The 25,803-nt window shown below is 64.1% G+C and carries 19 protein-coding genes and 1 pseudogene; 8 read left to right on the top strand and 12 right to left on the bottom strand.

Going from position 1 to position 25,803, the window contains the following annotated elements; all coding sequences use genetic code 11:
* Positions 1–416: 416 nt before the first annotated feature.
* Entirely contained in the window at positions 417–5,030 is a 4,614-nt protein-coding gene (locus tag LPN03_RS13705; RefSeq protein WP_262454641.1) for a beta strand repeat-containing protein, read from the top strand.
* A 269-nt stretch (positions 5,031–5,299) separates the two neighbouring features.
* Here the strand turns inward: LPN03_RS13705 and LPN03_RS13710 are convergent, their stop codons facing one another.
* A complete protein-coding gene (locus LPN03_RS13710) occupies positions 5,300–7,159 on the bottom strand; it encodes an HNH endonuclease signature motif containing protein (RefSeq protein ID WP_262454642.1) in 1,860 nt (619 codons plus the stop codon).
* Between the two features lie 588 nt (positions 7,160–7,747).
* Between LPN03_RS13710 and LPN03_RS13715 the strand changes: the two genes are divergently transcribed.
* Together LPN03_RS13715 and LPN03_RS13720 are read left to right on the top strand one after the other, a co-directional pair.
* The gene (locus LPN03_RS13715) at positions 7,748–9,436 is read left to right on the top strand and encodes a C1 family peptidase (RefSeq protein ID WP_262454643.1); all 1,689 of its coding nucleotides are present in this window, start codon (positions 7,748–7,750) and stop codon (positions 9,434–9,436) included.
* A 13-nt stretch (positions 9,437–9,449) separates the two neighbouring features.
* Positions 9,450–9,731: a protease inhibitor I42 family protein gene (locus LPN03_RS13720; RefSeq protein WP_262454644.1), complete on the top strand. Its 282-nt coding sequence runs from the start codon at positions 9,450–9,452 to the stop codon at positions 9,729–9,731.
* Between the two features lie 72 nt (positions 9,732–9,803).
* Here LPN03_RS13720 and LPN03_RS13725 read toward each other — a convergent pair whose 3' ends face one another.
* Both LPN03_RS13725 and LPN03_RS13730 read right to left on the bottom strand, forming a co-directional pair.
* Positions 9,804–11,036, bottom strand: a complete 1,233-nt coding sequence (locus tag LPN03_RS13725; protein WP_262454645.1) for a glycosyltransferase — start codon at positions 11,034–11,036, stop codon at positions 9,804–9,806.
* On the bottom strand, positions 11,033–11,611 hold the full coding sequence (locus tag LPN03_RS13730) for a TetR/AcrR family transcriptional regulator (RefSeq protein WP_262454646.1): 579 nt from the start codon (positions 11,609–11,611) through the stop codon (positions 11,033–11,035). The genes LPN03_RS13725 and LPN03_RS13730 overlap by 4 nt, the downstream gene beginning before the upstream one ends.
* A gap of 144 nt (positions 11,612–11,755) precedes the next feature.
* Between LPN03_RS13730 and LPN03_RS13735 the strand changes: the two genes are divergently transcribed.
* A complete protein-coding gene (locus LPN03_RS13735) occupies positions 11,756–13,180 on the top strand; it encodes a polysaccharide deacetylase family protein (protein WP_262454647.1) in 1,425 nt (474 codons plus the stop codon).
* Positions 13,181–13,183: 3 nt separating this feature from the next.
* Here the strand turns inward: LPN03_RS13735 and LPN03_RS13740 are convergent, their stop codons facing one another.
* Positions 13,184–14,050, bottom strand: coding sequence for a response regulator transcription factor (locus LPN03_RS13740; RefSeq protein ID WP_262454648.1), 867 nt, complete (start codon positions 14,048–14,050; stop codon positions 13,184–13,186).
* A gap of 181 nt (positions 14,051–14,231) precedes the next feature.
* On the opposite strand from LPN03_RS13740, the gene LPN03_RS13745 reads away from it, so the two are divergent.
* Positions 14,232–15,929, top strand: coding sequence for a sensor histidine kinase (locus tag LPN03_RS13745; protein WP_262454649.1), 1,698 nt, complete (start codon positions 14,232–14,234; stop codon positions 15,927–15,929).
* 291 nt (positions 15,930–16,220) lie between these two features.
* Here LPN03_RS13745 and LPN03_RS13750 read toward each other — a convergent pair whose 3' ends face one another.
* Genes LPN03_RS13750 through LPN03_RS13760 form a run of 3 tightly spaced genes read right to left on the bottom strand, consistent with a single transcriptional unit; the run spans position 16,221 to position 18,324 of the window.
* Positions 16,221–17,132, bottom strand: a complete 912-nt coding sequence (locus LPN03_RS13750; protein WP_262454650.1) for a hypothetical protein — start codon at positions 17,130–17,132, stop codon at positions 16,221–16,223.
* The gene (locus tag LPN03_RS13755) at positions 17,129–17,701 is read right to left on the bottom strand and encodes a signal peptidase I (protein WP_262454651.1); all 573 of its coding nucleotides are present in this window, start codon (positions 17,699–17,701) and stop codon (positions 17,129–17,131) included. Before LPN03_RS13755 ends, LPN03_RS13750 begins: the two co-directional genes overlap by 4 nt.
* 47 nt (positions 17,702–17,748) lie before the next feature.
* Positions 17,749–18,324, bottom strand: a complete 576-nt coding sequence (locus tag LPN03_RS13760; RefSeq protein ID WP_262454652.1) for a hypothetical protein — start codon at positions 18,322–18,324, stop codon at positions 17,749–17,751.
* A 784-nt stretch (positions 18,325–19,108) separates the two neighbouring features.
* Here LPN03_RS13760 and LPN03_RS13765 point away from each other — a divergent pair.
* Complete coding sequence (locus tag LPN03_RS13765) at positions 19,109–19,354, top strand: hypothetical protein (RefSeq protein ID WP_262454653.1); 246 nt, start codon at positions 19,109–19,111, stop codon at positions 19,352–19,354.
* 40 nt (positions 19,355–19,394) lie between these two features.
* On the opposite strand, the gene LPN03_RS13770 is transcribed toward LPN03_RS13765, so the two are convergent.
* From LPN03_RS13770 to LPN03_RS13780, 3 genes and pseudogenes are all read right to left on the bottom strand, one after another.
* Positions 19,395–19,817 (bottom strand): DUF2510 domain-containing protein, encoded by a 423-nt coding sequence (locus LPN03_RS13770; RefSeq protein ID WP_262454659.1) that lies wholly within the window; start codon positions 19,815–19,817, stop codon positions 19,395–19,397.
* 108 nt (positions 19,818–19,925) lie between these two features.
* Positions 19,926–20,543, bottom strand: a pseudogene (locus LPN03_RS20835) (DUF2510 domain-containing protein); the annotation flags it as partial.
* A gap of 613 nt (positions 20,544–21,156) precedes the next feature.
* Positions 21,157–21,708, bottom strand: coding sequence for an alternate-type signal peptide domain-containing protein (locus tag LPN03_RS13780; protein WP_262454654.1), 552 nt, complete (start codon positions 21,706–21,708; stop codon positions 21,157–21,159).
* A 286-nt stretch (positions 21,709–21,994) separates the two neighbouring features.
* On the opposite strand from LPN03_RS13780, the gene LPN03_RS13785 reads away from it, so the two are divergent.
* Positions 21,995–22,414: a hypothetical protein gene (locus tag LPN03_RS13785; protein WP_262454655.1), complete on the top strand. Its 420-nt coding sequence runs from the start codon at positions 21,995–21,997 to the stop codon at positions 22,412–22,414.
* A gap of 410 nt (positions 22,415–22,824) precedes the next feature.
* Here LPN03_RS13785 and LPN03_RS13790 read toward each other — a convergent pair whose 3' ends face one another.
* On the bottom strand, positions 22,825–23,505 hold the full coding sequence (locus LPN03_RS13790; RefSeq protein WP_262454656.1) for a hypothetical protein: 681 nt from the start codon (positions 23,503–23,505) through the stop codon (positions 22,825–22,827).
* Positions 23,506–23,872: 367 nt separating this feature from the next.
* Positions 23,873–24,142: a hypothetical protein gene (locus LPN03_RS13795; RefSeq protein WP_262454657.1), complete on the bottom strand. Its 270-nt coding sequence runs from the start codon at positions 24,140–24,142 to the stop codon at positions 23,873–23,875.
* A gap of 341 nt (positions 24,143–24,483) precedes the next feature.
* On the opposite strand from LPN03_RS13795, the gene LPN03_RS13800 reads away from it, so the two are divergent.
* Positions 24,484–25,803: ATP-binding protein (locus tag LPN03_RS13800; protein ID WP_262454658.1), on the top strand; the 1,320-nt coding region annotated here is incomplete at its 3' end.

Consider the following 25,803-nt stretch of genomic DNA (forward strand, 5'->3'; position numbering starts at 1 on the left):
TGCTACCCGAGTGTTTCCTGGGAAAACACGAGTGACCATCACGCTAGCAGTGATTAATATCACGAACCTAGCCTTGCAGTACTGATCTGAGGCTGGGGCGGAGAAGCAATTGTTACTCGTACCAAGAATGTGGAATTGGCTAGCTGGAGCAATGCTCGCCGGCCGTTCACAATGCGCCCCCATCACCGTGGAATTCCACCGATTATGCACGTGATGAAGAGGCGCTCATTCACGTTAAACATGCCTTGAAAAAAGAGCATGAAATCAACGGGTCTCGTTGGCAAAGGTAACGAAGAAGAAACAAGAAATGGGGAATCATGTTAGGGAAGTCCAGAAAGTCATTGCACCGGTTGGGAGGTGGTGTTCCGAGGCGGAAGTGGCTGTCCCAGCTCTTGGCTGTGATGGCTGCCCTAGCCATGACGTTTGCAGGTCTCGTCGGTCTGGCAGTGGGCCCGGCCGCAGCCGCCTCCGGTGACGACATCACGTTCTGCCACGCAACAGGCAGCTACTCAAACCCGTACAAGTACGGCATATCCACCAGCCTCGAATCCTTCAAGGCCGGCCACGGTGACCACGTGGGACCGATCTTCCCGAACACGCTCAATGGCTCGTGGGGAGACATCTACCCGCCCAACGCGTACCGGGCTGACGGCCAGAACTGGGACGCCATTGGCCAGGCCATCTACAACAACGGCTGCAATACGCCGGTCCCGGCAACGCCAGCCGCACCAATTGTGGTCCAGGCCCAATGTACCGGTCCCGGAACCTTCACTGATCCGTCGCTGCAATTGCCTGCCACCACAGGGATCACCTACAGGCTGGTTGGCGTGGTGGCTGCAGGCAACACGGTCACAGTCATCGCCTCGCCCACCCCGCCAGAAGTGTTCACGCTGACTCTGTCGCCTGGCTGGGTCCCGAACGCGGATGGGACGGCAAGCTTTGTCGTCGTATTCGCACTGCCGGACTGCGTGACCGAGGTCCCGCCGGCCGCACCAACCGTGGCCCAGGCACAATGTACCGGGCCAGGCATCTCAAATGCACCATCCCTGACCCTGCCCACAACCGAAGGCATTGGCTATGTTCAAACCGGCACCGTGGCCCTGGGCAACACCGTCACCGTGACGGCCACCCCGAAGGCCAACTACAAGCTGGGGGCATCCGATGGCTGGACGCTCAACGCGAACGGCACGGCAACCTTCACGGTAACCTTCACCACCCCGGACTGCATCGTCTCGGCAACCCCGGTTGCCCCGACAGTGGTCCAGGCAGTGTGCACCGGCCCCGGAACGGCAACCACCCCCACCATTGACCCGGCCACCACCACCGGCATTAACTACGTGGTAACCGGCACCATCGCCCAGGGCCAGACCGTGACCGTCACGGCAACCCCAAAGACCGGCTACAAGCTCACCACAGCTCCCGGCTGGACACCGCAAACCGACGGCGCAGCAAGCTACACCTTCACCGTCGAATTCACCACCCCGGACTGCATCATCCCGGCAACCCCGGTTGCCCCGACAGTGGTCCAGGCAGTGTGCACCGGCCCGGGAACGGCAACCACCCCCACCCTGAAGGCGGCGACCACCACCGGGATTGACTACGTGGTAACCGGCACCATCGCCCAGGGCCAGACCGTGACCGTCACGGCAACACCCAAGCCCGGATACAAGCTGACCACAGCTCCCGGCTGGACACCGCAAACCGACGGCGCAGCAAGTTACACCTTCACCGTCGAATTCACCACCCCGGACTGCATCGTCGGGGCCAGCCCGTTGCCGCCAACTGTCACCCAGGCAGTCTGCACCGGCCCCGGAACGGCCAGCACGCCCACCATCGAGTGGACCGCGGTCAAGGGCATCAGCTACTCCAACACGGGAGTGGTGGCCGCCGGCAACACAGTCACAGTGACTGCCACGCCGGCGTTCGGTTACAAGCTGAACGCCTCAGACGGCTGGACGCTGAACAACGACGGGACAGCGACCTTCACGGTCAGCCTGGCAGCCGCACCTGACTGCATCGTCCTGGCCACCCCGGGAACGCCGACAGTCACCCAGGCTGTCTGCACCGGTCCTGGAACGTCCACCACGCCAACGCTGGGTGTGCCGACCAACACCGACGCCATCACCTACAGTGCCAACGGGACAGCAGCACAAGGTGCCACGGTGCTTATCACGGCCACACCCACCTTCGGGCACAGCATCACGCCCGGCAACGGATGGCTGCTTAACAAGGACGGCACAGCCACCTTCACGGCGATCTTCGGCACCCCTGACTGCATCGTCCCGGCCACCCCGGGAACGCCGACGGTCACCCAGGCTCAGTGCACGGGGCCGGGGACGGCCACCACACCAACGCTGGGCCTGCCGGCCAACACCGCCGCCATCACCTATAGCGCTGACGGAGCAGCAGCACAGGGCGCCACGGTCCATGTCACCGCCACACCGACCTTTGGCCACAGCATCACCGCCGGCAACGGCTGGATGCTCAACGAAGACGGCACGGCAACGTTCACGGTGAACTTCAATACGCTGGACTGCATTGAGGGTGCCACACCGGCTCCACCGGTGATCACCCAGGCAGTTTGTGCGGGCCCCGGAGTGACAACCCCGGCATCGCTTACGTACGCGGAAACCAACGGGATCATGTACTCCCAGAACGTTGCCACGGCCGCAGGCGCCACGGTGGTGGTCACGGCCACCCCGACCTTTGGCCACAAGCTGAACTCCGCAAACGGCTGGACCATGCAGGCAGACGGAACGGCCACCTTCGTGGTCACTTTCGACGCAGCACCTGACTGCATCGTCCCGGCAACTCCTGGCACGCCGACCGTCACCCAGGCGGTTTGCACCGGACCGGGAACGGCAAGCACACCAGCGTTGAAGGTGCCGGGAAACTCCGACAGCATCACCTACACCACTGACGGCACCGTCGCAGCAGGCAACACCGTCCACGTCATCGCGACACCGACCTTCGGCCACAGCATCACAGCCGGCAACGGATGGATGCTCAACGAAGACGGCACCGCCACCTACACGGCCACCTTCGGCACCCCAGACTGCATCGTGGGGGCAACCCCCGCTGCGCCAACCGTCACCCAGGCGGTTTGCACCGGGCCGGGAATGGCCAGCACGCCCACCATCACCTGGACAGCAGTCAAGGGAATCAGCTACTCCACCACCGGAGTGGTCGGGGCAGGCAACACCGTCACGGTGACTGCCACCCCGGACTCCGGATACAAGCTGAACTCCGCTGACGGCTGGACACTCAACCAGGACGGCACAGCAAGTTTCACAATAAAGTTCAGCGCCGCACCTGACTGCATCATCCCCGCCACCCCGGGCACACCAACCGCCACCCAGGCGGTCTGCACGGGCCCCGGAGCGGCATCCACGCCAACACTGACAGTGCCGGCCAACACCGACACCATCACCTACAGCACCAATGGCACCGTAGCCGAAGGCAACACCGTCCACGTCATCGCCACCCCGGCGTTTGGCTACAGCATCACCGCCGGCAACGGCTGGATGCTCAATGAGGACGGCACGGCCAGCTACACGTTCACCTTCAAGACGCTGGACTGCATTGTCGGAGCAACCCCGGCCGCACCGGCCGCCACCCAGGCGGTATGTGCCGGACCCGGAGTGACAACCCCGCCGACGCTCACCCTCGCCACAACGGATGGGATCATGTACTCCCAGAATGTTGCGACGGCGGCAGGCGCCACCGTGGTCGTCACGGCGACCCCCACGTTTGGCCACAAGCTGAACGCGTCCGACGGCTGGACTGTGCAGGAAAACGGCACAGCCACCTACACCGTCACCTTCGCTGCAGCACCTGATTGCATCGTCCCGGGCACCCCGGGCACGCCAACCGCCACCCAGGCGGTTTGCACCGGGCCGGGCATGGCAAGCGCAGCGGAATTGACGGTGCCTGCCAACACCGACGGCATTACGTACACCACCTCGGGACCTGCAACCGCAGGCACCACGGTCACTATCACCGCCACGCCGGAGTTTGGTTACAGCATCAGCGCAAGCGACGGCTGGACCCTCCATGAGGACGGAACGGCCAGCTACCAGGTGGAGTTCAGCACCCCGGACTGCATCGTCCCGGCAACGCCCAAGGCGCCAACCGTCACCCAGACCGTGTGCACCGGGCCCGGAACGGCGAGCACCCCGGAGCTGGCCTTCGCGGAAACGGAAGGGATCACCTACTCCCAGGACGTTGACACTGCAACAGGCGCTGTCGTCGCCGTGACCGCCACCCCGAACGACGGCTACAAGCTGGCCGCCGCCGAAGGATGGACGGCCCAGGAAAACGGCAGTGCAACGTACCAGGTGGAGTTCAGCACCCCGGACTGCATCGTCCCGGGAACACCGGAGGCACCAACGGCAAATCAGGCAGTCTGCACCGGCCCCGGAACAGCAACCACCCCGGAGCTGACCGTGCCGGCCAATTCGGACGGCATCACCTACAGCACCGAGGGAACGGCAGCCCAGGGCGAGACCGTCAGGGTCACGGCCACGCCGGCGGAAGGCTACAGCCTCACTGAAGGAAACGGCTGGATGCTGAACGGGGACGGAACGGCCAGCTACGAGATCCACTTCGACACAGTGGATTGCGTAGTCGCGGCAACACCGTCCGCGCCAACCGTCACCCAGGCAGTGTGCACCAACGGCACGGTGAGCACGCCAACCCTGGCGCTGGCCACCACCAAGGGCATCACGTACACCACAGCGGGGACGCCGGCCACCGGCAAGTCCGCCACGGTTACGGCGGTCCCGGCTGACGGCTACAAGCTCGCAGCCACCGCTGGATGGACCGCCCAGGCCAACGGAACCGCCACCTTCCTGGCAACCTTCAACAAGGTCGCCTGCCCCGTGGCAGTGGATCCACCGGCACCGCCTGCACCTCCCGCACCCCTGGCCTCCACGGGCTTCGACTCGGGCTGGAGCATCTCGCTGGCAATCATGTTCCTGGTGGTCGGTGCGGGAGCCGTATGGCGCAACCGCCGGCCCGCAGCCCACTAGGGCATGAACTGCACGGTCGCATGAAATAGCAGGAAAGGAACCCCGGCGCCACACAGGTGCCGGGGTTCCTTGCGTCCCATGGATTCCAGCCAAGCACGACGCCGGTCCCCTCGGTCCCGCTTGTCCCCGGCGGTCGGGCGCGCCGAGACTGACAAGACCGACAAGACTCCCCGCGGTCGAGCCGGTCGGGTCGGTCGAGCCGGTCGTGTCGTTCGAGCCGGTCAAGGCCGTCGAGACCCACGGGCCTTCAGGATTCGGGCATGAGGGTGTCATGAAGTCTGACTTCGCGTGTCGGGGAGGCCGTGGTGGTAGTTGTTGCGGAGTTTGGTCCTGGTTGGATCGAGTTTGTAGCTGGGCGTGTACCAGGGCGTGCCGAGTATCATTTCGACGCTCCAGTGCCCTTGGTGGACGGCATGGTGGTGCTCGACGCAGAGCAGGCATCCGACATCGACATTGGTCTCGCCGCCGTCCACCCAGGGATTTACATGGTGCGCGTCGCACCAATAGGCGGGGCGGGTGCAGTGGGGAAAGGAACAGCCTTTGTCGCGGGCGATGAGGATTTTGCGTTGGGCCTTGGTGAAGAAGCGTTGGGTGCGGCCGACGTTGAGGATCTCCTGACCATTGCCCAGGAGCAAGGTGGTCACGTCGGCGTCGCAGAGTTCGGTGCTGAACAGGCCCAGGGGCTGGGGCCCGCTGTAGGGAAGGAAGGCGATTCCACCCGGACGTCCGTCCTTGGTTTTTCGCTGGAGGTCTTCTTCGGTGGTGGTGATGAACAGTTGGGGTTTCAGCCCGCCGTTCGCGGGCAGCTTGCTGGTGCGGGCGGCCAGGCGGATGCAGTCGATCATGCCGTCCAGGAGGCGTTGGGCACGGGTGCGCCGATCCACCACCACAGGATTGGTGTTGGCGGGGTCGATCGGGTTCAGGCAAGGCAGTTCCTCCCCCGAGCCGGGCCCGGGAACGCGCACCCCGTCAATCACGTGCGGCCACGGTTCCTCCGATACTGGCCTGTCTGGGTTTCCGGCACTTCCGGAGCCGTCCTGCTGCGCAAGAGTGGTCGGTGTGGCCGATTCTGCGAGGTCCAGGAGCTCGCCGAGGCTGGTTTGTCCGGGGAGAACACCGTCCAGGACGCCACCGTTCCCGCCGGTTCCGGGGCCGGCCTTGGCCCACTTGTCGGCGCCGAGGCCGCTAGCTGTTCCGATAGTGGCTTCGATGTCATTGACGTCGGTGTGGGGGCGGGGGTTCATGGTGGAGTCGATGGCGACCATCATGACTTCGTACTTGGGCACCGTGGTCCAGCCCTCGAAGTGGATCAATCCCCGCCGGGCCTGGCGGAAGACGATGCCCTCCTTGGCGATCAGTTCTCCCTCGGTGGGCTGGTGCCCGTCAGGGTCCAGGACGTTGACGATCCGCACCCCCACTTTGGTGAGGGACTCCGGGTCCATGGTTCGCGCATGGCCTGTGAGGGTGGCCTCCACGGCGACCGCTTCGTCCTCGGTTATCCGTCCGCCGTCCGCGAGGTGGCGGGCCTCCTCAATAAACCGGGAGGCTGTCAGTGCCTGTTCCGCGGAGAGTTGCCCCGAGAAGAAGGCGGCCGCGGTGGTTGCCTGGGCCGGGGGTGTGGTGACAAGTGTCAGGTCGTTGCGCACGGGCAGGAATTGGTCCGCCAGGCGCAGGCGCCGCCCCGCCTCGCCCCGGCTCACCCGCAGCGAGGTGCTCAACAAGTTCATGGGGGCCTTGACGCCGTCAAAGCGCCCGGCACGCACCCGTCCGGCCAGGTTTCCGGCCACCTGAACCTGCAGGGCGGAAAGGAAGGAGCCTAGGTGTTCCAGTTCCTGGGCCCAGGACACGGCTTCCGCGTCGCTGAGGGAATCGACGTCCATCCCGAGCGGGGCGACCGGGCCGGCGTTCCGCGCGTCGGAGCCCGCATCCTGATCGGCCCGAGTTGACGGACCGGATTCGCCTGCGACGGGGGTGCCATCAGTCGCATCGAATGCGTTCGGGCCGGCATTCGCAGTGGCGGCACGGGTCAGGGCTTCGGCAAGGGCGATCAGTCGGCGGACATGCCCGCCAACGCCCCCGCCATCCCTTGTGGATCCGGGGTTCCCCGGCGTCCGTGTCGTCGCTTCCATGTCTCCAACACTACGGGTCACCACCGACAAAAACAGGCCATATTTCGAATATGTGTACTACCTTCCCGCTAGGTCTGCCTGTGGAGGGAGCAACGCAAAAATAAATTTGAACACGGCCGAATCCCGGGATCTTGACAGGCTCGATCGACGGGATCCCGACAGGCTCGACGGGCTCGATCGACGGAATCTCGACAGGCTCGATCGACGGAATCTGAACATGGCCGAATCCCGGGATCTCGAAAACTGAAGTTACCGGCAAGGAAAACCCGTCGGTAGCGTATGCACCCAACATCGACGGATCTACCATTGATTTCGTTATAGTTATATGTTTTGCGCGCGGGCAAGGCCTCCGGGGGAGATACGGGGCCTCGATGGGGCGGTGCTGGGCCGGCCCTACCCACCAATTCTCCATTTTGGAACCACGCAGGCATGCGGCCTGCCACGGGAGCCTGCTAGGGGAACTTCCCACGGGAATTTCCCACAGGGGCCTGCCACGCCGGCAGGCCACAGACGCCTGCCACGCCGGCAGGCCACGGCACAGGCAGCAGCAGTCCGCGGCGGTCCGCATGGGCATAGGAGCGCATCACCATGGCAACTTTGGACATCCATGACTTAACGGCATCCCTCACCGAAGCAAAGGCTCGCTGGAGCCCGCGCATCACGCCCCAGTCGCTGTTGGGCGACGAGGGCAAGAAGGCCCTTCTGGGCGTGATCTTCTCCCCCGCGGACGTGGCCCTGCGCGAGGCAGGACCGCAGGCCGCAGCACCGCCACCCGCCGGAGCCTTCTCGCCGGAGGTTGACTGGCGGAACAAGAACGGCAACCACGTGACCCCCGTCGAGGATCAAAAGTATTGCGGTTCGTGCGTGTCATTTGCGTGCACGGGCGTGGTGGAGTCCATGGCCTCGATCGAATTGGGCCAGCTCTTCGACCTTTCCGAGGCGGACTCGCATTTCAATTCAAACCACGGCCCGTCGTGCGCCGGCTGGAATTCGGACGCCTGCATGGCACAGCTGCAGGCCCGCGGCCAGGTCACCGACGCCGCGCTCACCTACATGAGCGCCTTCGACAACCCGCCCGTGATCGATCCGGCCACCTCGCTGTGGAAGCCGTACGTGCGCCCCACACCCAACCGGCCCGCCAGCCAGGTCACCATCTCCCGCCACGGCTTGATCGGTGACATCAACGCCCGCAAGACCTACCTGGACACCACTGGTCCCTGCGCGGCATCCTTTGACGTGTACGACGATTTCTACAGCTACTCCACCGGCGTCTACCACCACGTGAGCGGGAACGCCGTCGGCGGCCACTGCGTGGAAGTCATCGGCTATTCGGAGTCGGAACAGTGCTGGATCGCCAAGAACTCCTGGGGCACCGGCTGGGGCATGGCCGGCTTCTTCAAGATCGCCTACGGCCAGTGCAACTTTGACGTGTACGGCTTCTCCACGGCCGGCGGCGTCACCGTTCCCGCCACGCACGGCTGGAGCGGCTGGGAGTCCCTGGGCGGGATCATCACCTCCAAGCCCAGCGCGGTCTCCTGGGGCGCGAACAGGATCGACGCCGTGGCCCGCGGCACCGATTCCGCCGTCTGGCACCGCTGGTGGGACGGCAACAACTGGAACGGCTGGGAGTCCCTGGGCGGAGACTGCCAGAGCGGACCGGCCATCTGTTCCTGGGCCGCCGGGCGGCTGGACATGTTTGTGGTCGGCACGGACCACCAGCTGTACCACAAGTGGTTCGACGGCGGCTGGTCCGGTTGGGAGGCCCTGGGCGGCATGTTGTCCTCCGACCCCACCGCCGTGTCCTGGGGCCCCAACAGGATCGACGTCTTTGCCCGCGGCATGGACTCGGCCATGTGGCACCTGTGGTGGGACGGCAGCCACTGGGGCGGGTGTGAGTCCCTGGGCGGGGTCTGTGATTCGGCCCCGGCCGTGGCGTCGTGGGGCGCCAACCGGCTCGACACCTTCGTCAAGGGCACCGACAGCCAGCTGTACCACCAGTACTGGGCCGGTGCCGGCTGGTCCGGCTGGGAGGCGCTGGGCGGCTACGTTGGCGGGGACCTGTCCGCCGTCTCCTGGGGGGCGAACAGGATCGACATGTTCTACCCCGGTGCCGGATTCGCCATGATGCACCGGTGGTGGGACGGGGCTTGGAGCGGGGAGGAAAACCTGGGCGGGCTGCTGTCCTCCGGCACGGGCGCCTCCTCCTGGGCATCCGGCCGCCTCGACTGCTTCGTCGAGGGCACTGACTCGGCCATGTACCACAAGTGGTACGCATGAACGCAGGTGCGCAGTGATCGAAGTCAACGCCGGTGACATGTTCACCGTGGACTTCCAGGCCACGCCGGCCACGGGCTACCAATGGTCCGTGGCCGGCGTGCCTGCCGGCGTGGAATTCCTCAGCGATTCCTTCACCCCGGCGGGCAATTCCGCCGCAGTGCCGGCCACCGGAACGCACACCTTCCACTTCCTGGCCGCACGGCCCGGAACGGTGGAACTGCGCTTTGTCCTCAAGCGGTCCTGGGAAGCCACTTCGCTGGATGAGCGGGCCATTCAGGTGAACGTCACGGAGTGACCCGGCGTCAGGCGTTGCACCACCGGCATGGAGCCGTGATCACCATGCGTGGCATGGAGGCCGGGATCATCGTTATCCAGCAACGGCTGACAGGTCCTTGAGGGCCTCCAGCCGATCCACGGCCAGGGACGCACCGCCCTCCGCCTCCATCCTTGAGGCCAGCGCCGCAGCTGCCGCCTTCAGCGTTATGGCATGGACGACGGCGGCACGCAGCCGGTCTGGCGAGAGCCGCTTCGGGGAAAGCATCAGCCCAGCGCCGCTGGCCTCGACCCTGCGCCCCACCTCGGCTTGGTCCCGGCCAAAGGGCACGACGACGACGGGCACTCCGGCGGCAAGCGCCTTTTGGGTGACCCCGAAACCGCCGTGGGTCACCGCAACAACTGCTCGTGGCAATAGCAGGGAGTGGGGCGCGAACTCGACAAGGTGGGCGTTGTCCGGCACGGTGAAGTCCTCGAGGCCAGCAGGCATCGTGGCGACCACATCGAGGTCTTCCCCGGCCAACCCTTCGAGAGCATTTCTGACCAGCACGCCGTCGTCCTGAAATTCCGAAGATGTGGTGACCAGCACCACCGGCCGGGTCAGGCGGTCGAGCCAGGTTGGCGCCTCGCGGGCCGGATCCCAGCACAGCGGGCCGGTGAAGAAGAACGATTCCGGCCATTGGGTGCGGGGATATTCCAGCGCCCGGGACGTGAAGTAAAGAGTCAGCGGCGGGCGGGTAAACATGTCAACGGCGTCCCGCAGGGGCGTTGCCCCGGCTCTGGCCCGAAGCACATTCGTGCCGGGCAGGGCGACACGCTCAAGCATGCCCAAGGTCAAGGGCATGAGCAATCGGTTGCGAAGCCTGCCAAGCGGTCCCGCCATCGGCCGCAGGCCCGGCCCGAACGGGGGTATATCGGGAGCGGGCAGAGGTGTGGGTGAGTGCTGGATCGATGCCCAGGGAAGGCCGGAAGTTTCAGCGACCGCGGCCGCGCCCCAGCAGAGCACGTCCACGATGAGCAAGTCAGGCCGCTCCGCCCGAATGGCGCGCTGCACCTCGGGCACTTGGAGCTCCCCGCGGGCGATGAAGTTCGCAACACCGGCCTTCAGTGAGGCCAGCGGGTTGTGTTCCTTATAGTCGGCCATCTGTATGGTGTCGATGGCCGGATCCACAGGGTCGGCCTTGAATCCGAGTTCGCGCAGCCCGGCCACCTCGGCCGCAATGGTTCGAATGACCACCTCATGGCCCCGTCGCTGCAGCTCAAGTAGTACCGGAATGGTGGGGAACAGGTGGCCGCGTGAGGGGGCGGTGTAGACGAGGACCTTCATGAGAGCGTTCCTTCCAAGAGCTCCATGAGTGCCAGTTTGGTCTGGCGCTGGGAGAGGCGCTGCTGGCGACGCAGCAGATGCCAGGTGTAGAGGTCGCAGATTGCAACGAGCTGTGCGGCCAGGCGTTTGCGGGCCACCCCCGAGCGCGCTTCGAGACCGGAAGCAAACACGCGGGCGCACCACTCGACATGGACTTTCCGCCCGTGCTCGGCAATGTCGGCAAAGGCGGGGACCCGGTTCTCTTGCCGGAGCAGGTGCATCATCAGGTCACCCTCCGCTTCGTAGTACTCGAGCAAGTTTGCCACCGCACCGGCCAGGTCGCCCACGGGCGCATCCCGGCGATGCGCGTCCACCTGGGCTTCCTGGATCCGGGTGAGTTCAGCCACGATCTCCGCCTTGGAGCCAAAGCGCCGGATGACGGTCTGGACGGTCACATCCGCGTCGGCTGCGATTTGGTCAAGCGTGACCTCATCAAACAATGCCACCTTGAAGCGGGCGTAGGCCGCCGCCAGGATGCGCTCCCCCGTCTGCCTGAATGCGTCGGCGCGGACCGACATCACGTAACGCTGTTTCATGTTAGTAATACTAATTCTAAATATTGTCCGGGTCCATGCTTGCGCCACCGGGACCAGGCGGTCCGGCGTAAATCGGATCAGCGCTTTCCATTCACCGAATCGTGAAATAATTTCCCATATAGTCCCTTTCGAGCCTGGAGCACCATGCGCCGCCGTACACCTTCAGCCTCGGGATCCCTGCGGCGCGCCTGCGCCCTGGCGGCAGCCGCAGCAGTGGCCCTCTCCATGGCCGCCTGCTCCCCCTCCACCACCCCGGAAACCACCAAAGCACAGCTGGCCGCGCCCGGCTCCTGGCTGGTGCCGATGCAGGGCGAACGGGACGTGTCCGCCGTCGCCGGAGCCTATCCCATGAAACTGCAATCGCCGACGGCGGAGGGCTCGTGGGCCTACCTCGACGGGGCAACAAGCTTCAACGCCGACGTCGACCGCCAGCTGCTGGCCGCCCTGGACAAGCACACCGGCGCCCGCTACCAACCCGCTGTGGAAACCGCCCGCCAGGACAAGGCAAAGCTGACCGTCCAGGGGACCATCGTGCACACGGGTGGGCATTATTTGGTCGGGCGCATGCGGATTACCCCGCACGGCCCCGGAACCACCGCCGAAACAACAATGGTCTATGACTCCGGCACGGGCACCACTGTCCCCTCGGAAGTGCTCGTGGCACCGGCGCACCGCGGCGAGCTCGCCGCCCTGATCCGGTCCCTGCGCGGTGCGGACACCACGGCGCCCGTGCCACTGACGGACCTGGCCTTTGACGCGGCAGGAAACCTGACCATGCCTGCGGGCCCCGCGCACGGCGCCATGGGCACCCTGAGAATCCCCGCGGCCGCGGTCCGTCCCTGGCTCTCCACCCTGGGCCACCACGCCCAGGATGAAGCCGATGAGCCCTGGAAACCGCCGGCCCCGGCCCCGAAACAACTCCGCCACATCAATTGCGACATCGTCCCGTGCGCTGCCCTGACGTACGACGACGGCCCCTCCCAGGCAACCACGCCCCGCCTTTTGAAGATGCTTGAGCAGGCAGGGGCGGGTGCCACGTTCTTCGCCGTCGGCGGTGCCGTGAGCTACAGCCCGCAGATCGCCAGGGCCGAGCACGACGCCGGCTTCACCGTGGGCAACCACAGCTGGAACCATCCGGACCTGCGCAGGCTCAGCCCGGCCGCCGTCGTCAGTCAAATGCAGTGGACCAACAGCGCCATCAAGGCTGCCACGGGAGCGGAGCCCACGCTGATGCGGGCACCGTACGGCGGGGTGGACGCGATGGTCCAGCAGAACGTGGGGCTGCCCATCATCCTGTGGTCGGTCGATTCCCTCGACTGGCTCTCCCGCGACCCCGCCAAATACATCCCGACCATCATGCGCCTGGTCTCCCCTGGGGCCGTCATCCTGGAACACGACATCCACGCCACCACGGTGGACCACCAGGGCGAGGTGATCTCGAGGCTGCAAAACGCCGGCTACTACCTGGTGACCGTGCCCCAGCTCTTCGCCGGCATCCCGCTGCAGGCCGGGCAGGTCTACCGCTGCCGCGGCCATGGCCGCCAATGCACGCCCTCCCCGGGCCGGTAACGGCTAAACAACCAGCTTGTAACCCACCCCGCGCACGGTCTTGATCCAACGCGGCGAGCGCGGGTCGTCGCCCAGCTTCCGCCGCAGGTTGGCCATGTGGACCTCAATGGTGCGCTCGTCGGAATCGTTCACATATGCGCCACCGTGGTACCCGTCCCCGCGCAGCCGGCGCACCAGCTCGGCCTTGGTGCGCACCAGGCTGCCGCTCTCCAGCATGGCCGCCAGCAGGTCAAATTCGGTCCGGGTGAGCTCCAGCTCGGCACCGTCCAGCTCGGCCGTGCGCGCGGCGCCGTCGAGCACCAGCCCGCTGTGCCCCAGACTGCCGGGGCGGTCGCCTTGCCCTTCAACGTCCGACGGCGGCACCCGGCGAGTGGCGCTGTCGACATCCCCCGACGCCGGCACCCGGTGATTGAGCCTGTCGAAATCCTCCGCAGCCGAACCCGCCGAACCTGCCGAACCCCCCGAACCAGCCGAACCCGCCGAGCCACTAGCAATACCCACCCGCGGCCGGCGCAGCATGGCGCCCACGCGGGCCCGCAGTTCGCGGGGCCGGAAGGGTTTCGTCAAATAGTCGTCGGCACCGGTTTCCAGGCCCAGCAGGGTGTCCAGCTCGTCGCCGCGGGCGGTGAGCATAATGATGTAGCAGTCGCTGAAGAGCCGGATCCGGCGGGCCACCTCAAAGCCGTCAATGTCCGGCAGGCCCAAATCGAGGGTGACCACGGCGGGGTTGTGCCGCCGCACGGCCTCCACCCCGTCCACGCCGCTGTCCACAGCGTGGACGTCGAAGCCGGACTGGTTCAGGACCACGTTGATCAGCTCCCGGATGTCCTGGTCGTCCTCAATGACCACCGCTCCCCGTGGACTATCCATTACTCCCCCGCCAAACTCGAGACCGACAAAACCCGCAACATAGCAGCACTACCTTAGAAATTTGAGCCGGCAGCCAGCCACCCCCAGGCAACTGGCCGCCGGACGCACGCTCGCGCGGGCGTAACCACAGTATGACATCATCAATACCGTTGACCCAGTGCCTAACACCAATGGACATTAAGTGACCCGAACCGCCGACACCTTGATCCGCCGCCATTTCTACGACAGGTCGCTGCGCACCCGCGTGGTCCTCACCCAGGCACCGCTCACCCTGACCGTGGCGTTGATGCTGGCCCATGCGGCGATGCTATACCCGCAGGCGTACGGCAACCTGGCGTTCACCATTGGCATGTGGCTGCATGCTGCCATCTTCGTGGTGTGCCTGGCAGTGCCTTGGGACAGGCTTCCGCCGGCCGCGTTCCTCGCCATCCCGTACCTGGATTTTGTGGCGATCGGCTTCTCACGGGAGGGCGGCCTGCAGTACGCCACGTCGGCCGGGCTGCTGGTGCTCTTCCCGGTGTTCTGGATTTCCGCGGCGGGCCTGGCCCGGCGCACGGCCATTGCCGGCAGCACCGTGGCCACCCTCCTGATGGTCTGGACACCCGTGTTCCTGGCCGGCACGGAGGCCACGCCGGACCAGCTGGGCAAGCCGCTGCTGTTCCCCTTCATGATGGCCGGGTTTTCCGCCACCGTGGTGATCATTACCGCCAACATGGACCGCCAGCGCGTGGCCCTGCAGGAGAAGGACATCCAGCTGCGGGAGGCCCTGGAGCAGAGCCGGCACCGCGAGCAGCTGCTGGCCGCCGTGGTGGACACCGTGGCCGTGGGGCTGGTGGTGGTGGACGGGGACGGCCACGACCAGCTCATCAACTCCACCCAGGAAACCTTGCACGCCCTGGCCGTGCCGCGGGGCATGGTTGACCCGCCGGAGAAGGACCTGCTGGTTTTCGCGCCCGACGCCGTTACCCCCTTGAGTGCCGAGGCCCGCCCCGTGCGCCGGGCCGTCCAGGGCGAGTCGTTCACCAACTACCAGGTGTGGATTGGCCAGGGCGATTCTGCCCGGGCGGTCTCCACCACGGCCCGGCCCATCACCACCAACGACGGCGGCAATGCCGGCGCCGTCATCGCCTTCCACGACGTGACGGAAATGGTGGCCGCCCTGGCCGCCAAGGACGACTTCGTGGCCAATGTGTCCCACGAATTCCGCACCCCGCTGACCTCCATCCAGGGCTACCTGGGCCTGGCCCTGGATGAACCGGAACTGCTGCCGGCGCACGTAGTGAAGTACCTGGGCGTGGCGGAGCGCAACGCCGAGCGCCTCAATGACCTGGTGGCGGACCTGCTCTCCTCCGACTCCATGACCATCTCCCCCACCGTGGCGGATGTGGCCGGGATCGTGGCGGACAGCGTGGCTTCGGTGCGGCCGGCCGCAGACAAGAACGGCGTGGTGCTCACGGTTGAATCGCCGCGGTCGCTCCCTGCCCTGGTGGACGCCGGCCGCTTCGGCCAGGCCCTGGACAACCTGGTTTCGAACGCGGTCAAGTACTCGCCCGACGGCGGCACGGTCACGGTGCGTGCCTGGGCCGGCAATGCAGCCGGCAACAGCGCCGGCACTGGCACAACCGGCGGCAGTGACTTATTCTGCGAAGTCCAGGACACCGGCATTGGCATGAGCAGTGCCGAGCAGGCAGATGCCTTCACCAAGTTCTTCCGCGCAGAGCAGGCACTCAAACGCTCCATCCCCGGCCTGGGACTGGGATTGCAGATCACCCGGACCATTGTCACCAAGCACGGCGGCACCATCACGGTACAGAGCGCACGCGGAAAGGGCACCACCATGCGGATGGTGCTCCCCGGCTGCGTCCAGGATCCCGTTTAATTCCACCGGAGCCCACAGGGCGGGCCAAATGCCCACCGCCTGCGCACCCCGAAAAGTGGCGTCAAGCCAAGTCTCCCGTGATTCCCCCACCATACTGCGGCACTCCCCCGGCCCAGCATTCATTGCACTTTTCCTCACGACAAAGCGCGCCCCCAGCAGGCACTCGGCGTCCACCCCCAGCAGGCACCTGCTTCCATTGAACCCCATTACCCGTGGGTAGTGGCCCTACTGGTGGGCTGTGTCACTTTTTATACGGAAAATACCTAGGAAAACCACCGGTTCTCAGGACCCTCAGGAATCGGCCACCGTCGCAGTCAAAAAGTAGTACCTCACCACCTTGTAGACGGGGTCCCCGGCCGTGGTGCCGTTCATGGGCTGGATGCGCAGCGTGTAGTCGGCGTAGTACGGCGCCAGCAGGTCCAGCGGATTGACGGGGTTCCCGGCCGAATCGGTGGCGGCCTGCGGGAACACCAGCGTTGCACCAAGACCGGTGGCCGTGAACTCCACCCCGTAGCTGGAGGTCCGCGACTTCAGGCTCACCACATAGCTGGTGTCCCCGGGCGCCGCCGTCCAGGAAAGGGGCAGGGCGGAGGTGGTGGCGGAGCGCACCACGGGCGAAGAAGAGACGGTGAAAGGGCCCAGCGGTGACCGGCCGGTGGGGTCGGCGTAGGAGCAGTTGGTGGAATTGTCCGCTGAGTACAGGTAGCTGCGGTAGCTGGCGTCGCCGGGGGTGGCGCCATTGACGGGCAGGATCCGCAGCACATAGCTGCCATAGGACGCCGCCGTGCGGTCCAGGGTGAACACGGCGGAGGCCCCCGTCACGGAGGTGGTGGTGTTGTAGCTGTAACCCGTCCCCGTGAACTGCAGGGTTACCGTGTAGGCGGTGGCATTGGGCACGCCCAGCCAGGAAAACCTGATGTCTGCGTTCGTCTTGTTCTTCAGCGATTGCTGCGGCTGCACCGACGCGCACGTGACCAGGGCCGGGTTTACCGCCCCGGGCCGCACGGCCATGACGGGTGCGCTGACCACGGTGGCGTACTGCACCGCCGGTCCCCACGTTCCGGCCGTGACGGCCATGGTGGCCGTGGCCTGCTGCTGCCACTTGGCTGACGCCACCGCGGTGCCGCCGCCCACCAGCACGGTCACCAAGAAGAGGACGACGGCGGCACGACGGGCAGCCTTCGAACCGGCCAGGCCCTTCACGCCCGCACCTGCGCGTCCACCGAATCCGCGGACTGCGAGGGTGAAGCTGAGCCGTCCTTGGAACGCCGCTTCGCCCGGCCCCGCACGCCCTGCACCAGGTTGAGCAGGCCGAAGCCGATCAGTCCGGCCGCCAGCACGGGCACCACGGCGCCCCGGTTGGTCTGGCCCAGGAAGTTGGCGGCAAATCCCACATAGGGGACGGCATAAAGCAGGCGTCCCCGGACCTGCGGCGCGTGGACGGGGGCAGGATCGGCCAGGGCGTTGTTGTCGCCCTTGGTGGTGAGCACCCGCTCCCCTGCCTGCGTGGAGCCTATGGCAGCAATGCGGTGGCTGATGACGGCGGGCTTGCCGGACTCCAGCTGGTAGGTGATGATGTCCCCCACCTTGAGTTCGTTGAAGGGCGCGGGCTTGACTACCAGGAACGTGCCCGGCGCGTACTTTGGCGCCATGGAGTTGGTCAGCACGGTGTACGTCTGCGAGCCCGTGGCAACGGGCCCCACCACCAGCACCAGCGCGGCCAGGGCGGCAACAATGAATAGCAGGAATCCTGCAATGCGTCCGGTGGTCATGGTCTGGTCCTTTCAAGAAATTCGATGGTGGGGCGTACTGCTGCGTGCTAGAGCTGGGTAACGGAGAGCGGAATGCTGATACCGGCTGTGGTGCCGGACAGGCTGGCCGGGGTGGCAGCGTCCAGTGACGCCTGAAAGCAAAACACCCCCGCGGCCCCCTTGGCGATGGTGGTGGAGGGCAGGTCTGCGGGAAGGACCGAGGTGTAGAGGGATGAGTCGGAGCATTGTGCCACGGAGGCGGCGGCCACGGACTTGACCGTCAGGTAGCCGGCCAGGCCGCTCCCGCCGTCCGTCGCCGTCGGGCTGGAAGCGACGGCGGCCCGGAGCACAAAGTCTCCGCCCGCATTTGTCACGTTGCCCAACTGGACCCCGGCGTACACCGGGCGCCCCGGCACCAGGGTGCCGGCCGGCGTCGTGCTTAAGGAGAGGCTGGCGGACGTGCCGTTGGGGAGGGTCATGTCGGTGACGGTGCCGGAGGTGGCGCTGGTGAGGGTGACGCGGAAGTCGGCGGCGGTGACCGTGCCCATGCCGGCGCCGGCGGCGGTGTTCCAGAGTGCGTAGCTGCCTTGTGTGGCCAGCAGTCCCAGGATCACCGCTACCAGCATCAGTCCCGCCGCTTTCATGGTGTTCCCCCTGCCTGGTGTGAATTGGGTGGCAGGTGGTCCCGCCGCTGGGAACAACTATGCCGGGCTGACCTCAAGAAGGCGGCTCAAAAATCCGGAAGATCGGCCGAAGATTGACACAATTTTTCCGCCGTTGCGGGGTGCCTGCGCCGAGACCGGGGCCAAGCCGCAGCCCGCCCGGGCGGGTGCGCCGCGGACGGGGGCAAACCGCACGGGCGGTGTATCCTCCCGGTGCGTTCGCGGGCTGGCGCCGGTTTCGCGAAATTGCCCGCGAGGATGCACCGAATGAGATCCCACTGACAACGTGGATGCGACGGGACAGGAAACTTCATCGCAAACGATTCGCCCCGGCCATCGGGGTCCAGCCGTTACGGGTGGAGCGACGTCGGGTCCCGGAGGGGGCGTCGCTGAGGGTGACGCGGAAGTCGCCGGCGGTGACGGTCCCCTGCCCCGTGGCGTGAATTGGGTGGCAGGTGGTCCCGCCACTGGGAACCACTACGCCGGTCTGACGTCAGGAAGGGGGCGCATAAATCCGGAAGATCCGCCGATGATTGGCACAGGATTTTAGTCGGTCCCCAAGGCTGAATTTTGGCTCAAGATGGGCCAAGGACCTGGGAAGGTTGGGGCTAGAAGGCTTCGGGGAAAGTTTCAGCGATTGATTGAAGTGATCCAAGTGGGGCAGATTTCTGCAGCGCCACATCGAGATCGACCTACGGATCTTCCCTTTGACACCAATATGCGCTGATCCACATACTGGTGCCAGTAGCTTTACCAAGGAGAGCCCATGCCGAGTCGTAGCTATAGCGAAATCACCAACAAGGCCCGAGCAAAATGGAGCCCGCAGGCCCATGAAATTGCCAAAGCCCTGGGCGATCAGCTGGATGCCGAAGTCAGCGGCCAGATAACCCTCGGCAAGAACCATGCGGTCGCACGAAGCGAGGCACACCCTACACAGCCGCAACTTGCCGATACCGTTGGTGAATGCCTGACTTTCGTTCAAAACAATCGCGACGAAATGCCCCAGGGATAGGGATTCAGCAGCAAGCGGCCTGATCGTTGGGACAGCATGGCTACCCCGAATATTTAGTCCACTGGCGGCCATCCCACCAGCGCCGACGGCCCGAGCCATCGTCATACCATCCTGCAGGTGTGACCGTAGATCGGTCAGCGAGAACACGGACCCTGTCCGCCTGCAAATGCTCAGTCCACTGGCGGCCATCCCACCACCGCTGCCTGCCGGAACCATCGTCATGCCACCCAGGGGAGGTGAAATTCATTGCCTCGCTGTGAAGGGCAGGATTCCTCTCCAGTGCGTAGTTCATCCGTTCGAAGAACTGGTGGGCAGTGAGCTTGTTCAGTTCGTTCTGCCACTCCAGAAGCGCTCCGTCGGCACCTTCAATCCGGGCATTGGAAAGTAATCTCCACTGCTCCTCGCTGTAAGCCCTGGAGAGAACCATTGCGCGAACTCGCTTCTGCCATTCCGTGCTACTCATGCTTTGCCGGGGCCCCTCAATAGCTGCCGCCATGTTGTTGGGCGCAGCAACCGGAGCAGCGCCGGACAGCACTGAGGGCCTGGAGGACACTCGGTGCTCTCGTGCTCGTAAATGTGCGGTCCATCCGCGACCGTCCCACCAGCGCTGACGGCCAGAACCATCGTCGTACCATCCGGCGGGTGTCTGGGTCCTGCGCGGGTCAGCCCGGAAGTGGTCGGTCCACTGTTGCCCATCCCACCATCGTTGACGCCCGGAATCGCTGTCATACCAGCCAGCCGGCGCGAATGCCCGCGCATTGGTGGCCATCGCGGCTTGATACGTGCCCCTGCGAGCCTCAATCTGGCTCCGCTCCAACTCGCGGTGCAGCAATTTCCTGTCTCGTGCAGCACCGACGATTGCAATCGCACCAACCGTGAGTCCGATGAGTCCGAGGCCGGCGAGCACTATGCCGAGTTCTACGCCACCGGAGTCCGACGACTCGCATTCCTGGCTCGGTGCACACTCATGGCTGGGAAAGTATTCATGGCTGGGTGCACACTCATGGCTGGGTGCACACTCATGGCTGGGCGAATCGTCCTCGTCTTCGTCAAGCGGGAATAGCTCCGCATGCGCCACGAGTATGTTCTTATCGTTGCGCAGAAGGCCGCGAAGTGCACCTTCACTGCCGCTTGAACGGTCAAGGTGAGTCCCATCTGGAATCTCAGCCTCAAATCGTCTTACAACCATTGGTCACCTTCACGTTGCGACGTCGTGCAGAAGGATCGCGATCGGAACGGATCGTACTTCCAGAAGGTCCCTCTCTGGGCGCACGTCGAATTAACCAACGCGTGCAGTTCCCCAAGAGCCATGCCTCCACTGTACTTGTGGTCACGGACACTAGCCAGAATTCGACGGGCCGGCGCCAGCAGCGGTGCTCCAGACGGTGCAACTGCCATTGCATACGCACCTATATCCCTTTGGATACTTTTTCGCATTCCAACCCGGAGATGATCCGCATTCCAATGAAGGCCGCTTCTGCTGGAACACGCGGGAAAGCATTCAAGTCGACTTGAATCAACTGCTCATTGTTCTAGTGAACCGCCCGCTCACTAGAACGCGTGAGAGTGGATTCAATAAGAATTGAATGACGTGAAGTCCTTTTCTCTGGGTACGTGCTCGCCGGATTGGGTCCAAGCGCCCGGCCCGGCCAATGGCGGTACGGGGCCTGTTTCCATCCGGTTAGGATCCTTGGACGCCGTCGCCGCCGGCGGCGGTGTTCCGGAGGGCGTAGCTGCCTTGCACAGCAAGCAGCCCCAGGATCACCGCCACCAGCATCAGTCCCGCCGCTTTCATGGCGGAATTAGGACTGGTTGGCGGAAACAGGGGCCTGCTGCACCAGCGAGTAGCCCACGCCGTTGAAGTCGTAGTTGGCGCCCACGTCGCTGCGGCCAGCAGTGGAGGTGTTGAAGGTGAAGGTGGTGGAGGCGCGGACCGTGCCGGAATCGGCCGGGAGGAGCACGGTGCCGGGCAGGATCTGGGTGCCCTTGGTCAGCGTGGTGGCGGAGACGGAGACAGTGGCGGGGTCAAAACCGTTGTTGACGCCGGCACCCGTGACGGCCAGCTTGGCGGCCATGAGATCACCCGTGAAGGTTACGGTGAGGTCCTGCGTGTAGGTGAGGACGTCCCCCGGGACCACCTTGTAGGAGGCGATGTCAATCTTGGTGCCGGCGGCGTTGGTCCACTGGCCCTGGCCGCTGGTGGTGGTGCTGGGGACCAGGTTGAGATCGCCGGTGACCACCTTGCCCATCGAGGCGTTTTGCGCCAGGTTCCAGGTGGCGAGTGTTCCGCCGCCGCCTACCAGGAGGATGACTCCCAAGCCGGTTGCGATTGCGCCTTTTGCCATCTTGTTCATGATGTTCCCCTTATGTGTAGTGCTTTTCCTTTGGATGGCGGTGGTCCCGCCGTTGAGAACAACTGTGCAGGATCCGCCTCAAGAAGGGTGCCCATAAATCCGGAAGATCCGCCGAAGATTGGCGCAAAATTTCCGCCGTGGCTCAAGGCTGAATTTTGGCTCAAGATTGGCTGTTGATCCGCGCAGGATATGGCCAAAAGGCCCCATATCCGTATCCTCCGGGGCCGGGCGAATCTACTGTTGAAGGTAATGGATTCGGCACACACAGGGTGGAGGAAAGCACGTCATGTCACATAATTCCGGCCCCTTGGTGAGCCTGGCACAATTGCACCGGCTGGAGGAGTCCCTGGGCGGTGATGCCGCAGCCTGCCACGGGGTTGTCAGCACGTACGTGAACATGTGGGGCACCCGGTACCGGAGGCTCTCAAGCACCATTCTGGCGGACGACCTGGAAGGGGCCATGGACTCGGCCCTGAGTGTTTTTTCCTCCAGCCACATGGTGGGCGCCGAGAGGCTGGAACACCGCGCGGAGCAAGTGATCGAAGCGCTGCGGCGCAAAGACCTGGACCAGGCGGCACGGGCGCTGCCGGCCCTGGGAAAGTGCGGCGACCTTACTGTGGCCGACCTGAGGGTGGGCTATTTGGCCGGCCGGCCCGCGCTACATGAAGCCGGCTCCCCCGGCGCCGCCCACACCCGAAAGAAGTAACGCCATGTTCAAGAACCACCACAGCCGCTACGACGAGCAGTCGCAAGTGTGGAAGTACGTCATGTTTGCACTGCTGGCCGTGGCCGTGATCTTCCTCGCCGTTGTGGCGCTAAACAGCTGATGCACGGCGGGAACACCTGCCGCCGCCAGCCTTTTCCCAGCCAGAAGCAATAGAGTTTGGCTTGGCTGGGGGGCCAATTTCAACCGAGGGACGTGGAATGAATTTCAGGCACAAAGACCGTTTCAGCGAAGGCTCACAGCTGTGGAAGTACGTGGGCATTGGCGTGCTGGCTGTAGCCGTGATTGTGGTTGCCGTACTGGTCTTTATGCACTGACACGCTCGGCCCGTGCCTGGCCTCCGCCGGCCCGTGCCCGCCCTGCGCCAACCGACAGCGGCCCCAAGGATCAGGCTACTGGAAGCGAAGGGTAAACGAAGCTCCGGAAACGTCCAGCGAGTCCGCAGTCGCCTGGTTGCACATGGCGGTGCCGGCGTACACGCGGGTCCTGAGGCTTACCGTGAAGTTTGTCGTGCCGGAATCGGGCGTGGCGGTCGCCGGCCCGGTTGCCATGAGGCAATTGACCGTGAAGGACTGGTTGGCAACCAGCGGCACGTCCAGGGTGAATTCGTAGATCTTCCATTGGAAGCCGTTGACGTCCACGCCGCCGTCAGTGATTGCGGGTCCCGAGAACACTACTGCCGGGTCAAGGCTGGTCACCGTCAGGCTTGTCCACATGGCCCCCACCGCAACACCGTGGGCGGAGGCAACTGATGCCACTGGCATCCAAATCTGGAACTTGCCGCCTGCGGGCATTGTTGCAGGGCCCATGTTGGTGAAGGTTATTGGGTATCCAAGTGTGGAGTCCTTTTGGATCTTCCAAACCCCGGGGGCTGCGGAGATGCTGGTTACCCTGTCCGGGTCCCCGATATGTGCAGTCAGGGAGTACAGCTGGTCAGGTCCGCAGACCGTACCGCTGGCCGAAGCAGCCGGTGCAGCCACGGCCATGGCGATGACAGGAATGCTCCAGGCGGCGGCAGCCACCACGGTGCGGCGGCGGGTGCCGGTTTCAGCCAGGCTGGTGATTTCAGTCATGTCCCCAAATTTCAATTGATCCAATACCGTCAAGTCCGCTGCGATACAAAGTCGCGGCAGCGCTTGAACATGGTAGGAAGATGAGGATCAATGGATCGCGAGTGGTGAACACCCCACTTTCCAGGGCATTAATCACTTGTTTGGGGAAAACACCACCCTGTATTGCGGGGCAGCCACTTCGTTTTGGAATAAGACCACTCAGAATGGTGAGAGCCGTTTAGGCCGGGAATGCCCCGGCAGGGCTTCTGGGATAAGGCACGACGCCGGCTGCCAAGTACCGCTGCCAGGCACAGCCGGTCCCGGGGCAGGGTTGGGAAGGGGCCGGGTTGGGAAGGGCCCGCGAGGCGGGCCATTGAAAAGGTTCGCTTTAGGACTGGGTTTCGGGTCCCGCTGCCGCACCGTTCTCGGCCACGGCCAGGGCGGCCATCAGTGCAGGCGTCACGTCCGCATCCTTGACGGCGTGGCCGTAGAAGCTGTCGCACTTGGTGCAGGTGTAGTCGATGTCCCAGTACCCGGTTCCGCCGCGCCGCCGCCAGCGGGCACATTCTATGAAGATGTGTTCATCGGTGCCGCACACCTCGCACCAAATCCGGCCGGCAGGGTCTTCCTCCACGGCTGCCAGCATTTGTTCATTCACCTTTGAATTGCCCCGGTTGCGCATGTCAACTCACCCTTTCGGCGCGAACGGCCGAGACCTGTGCCTTAATTCGTGCAGTCCATTGTAAGGCTGACGGCGGGCATCAGTCATCCGACAGGGCCTAAACAGCGCCAGAATCAACTAGTTATTTCTTCCCTCCCGACATCTCCTCGCATAGTCGGTCCGTGCTGTTCACTATACGTTTTTGAGATGGCCCGGCCGCTGATCGCGCAGGAGTCGCAATATTTGCAATCACCGTCGATCCAATCCGTTGCCCGGATAGGCGGAAGGAAGGGTTTGAAGGTTTACTGGCGATGGGCGTATCCGGTTACACTCAGGACATGAAGGAATCTCCTAGCGGTCGTGCAGGAACAACGCACAATCAACAAATACTTGAGACGTATAAAGAGCGTTTTCGGCGTTCCAGTGAAGGGGCCGACGATTTCCTCCAGTTTCTTCGCCGAAGTGGCGTTGGGGTTTGGAAATTCCAGCAGGATTCAGTTCCATCCCAGTGGTGGATCAACGTCACTTTGCCTGAACATCAAGAAAAGATCTTTGGGCTGGAGCGCGAGATTCAGGTGCTTTACACAGAGTACGAACAAGTTCACCCCCGCGCCCTCTCGGCGATTCAGGGGCGCGTCCGGAGAGACATGCGAGTCGAGCCCGACCTCGCAATACTTGTTAGTCGAGACGGAACCGCACAAGATACGGCCCGACGCCGGGCAGGTGAAATGGCAATAATCGCGGTAAATATGGATGAGATTCGAACTGGCGATTCGCCCCTACTTCATACCCTTATTGCGCGATCTGTCGCAACTGTTGACCATTTTGACGTTGCGACTCCGGTGCGGGACCCTAGTGGTTTCTACGGCCGTCACGCAGAGATTGAGACTATTGCAAATGACCTAAAACGGGCCATTTCAGTTGGAATTTTTGGTTTGCGGAAAGCCGGAAAGACTTCACTTCTCAACGCCCTCGAAACGCTCCGCGACGACGATAAGAGGAACGCGACAGTCCGAGTCGACGTGAGTGAAATCATAACGGCCGAACAGTTTCGCTCGACCGTATTAGAAGGTCTTTGGGCCGGAGTCCATAAATTACCAGGCAACGAGACCGTTCATCCACGTCTTAGGACTTTAACTCGAGAAGGCAAACGACGAATCGACATTGCGGATTCTGCAGCGTCGTGGATTCAGGATATCCGAGTCCTCCTCGAACACGTTGAAAGACCAGTAGTACTTATCGTGGACGAGATAGACCAAGCCTTTCCACCCCGATCGAATCTGGACACCGATGAGGCTCGGGCGCTCTTCCGTTCGCTCGTCCAACTGCGAAGTGTTATCCAAGAGCAAGAACGACTCGCACTATTGTGCGCAGGCGTAGACCCCGCACTGTTTGAAAGGCCTCTCCTCGAGGGCAAGGACAACCTCCTTTACAAGCTCGTACGCCTCGTATGGCTGGCACCAATGAATCGAGATGAAATCGCTGAAATGGTGAGATCTCTCGGTAAGCGTATGGGTGTTCGTGTCCGTGGTCATCAGGAAATTGATGCTCTATTCACACGCTATGGTGGTCATCCGCTCCTCACTCGCAAGGCCTGCTCATTAGCGGTGAGAACACGAACGCCCGAAGACCTCCCATTTCATATTACGGCGGGCGTG

This window comes from Arthrobacter sp. A2-55 (assembly GCF_025548615.1).
Lineage (GTDB): Bacteria > Actinomycetota > Actinomycetes > Actinomycetales > Micrococcaceae > Specibacter > Specibacter silviterrae.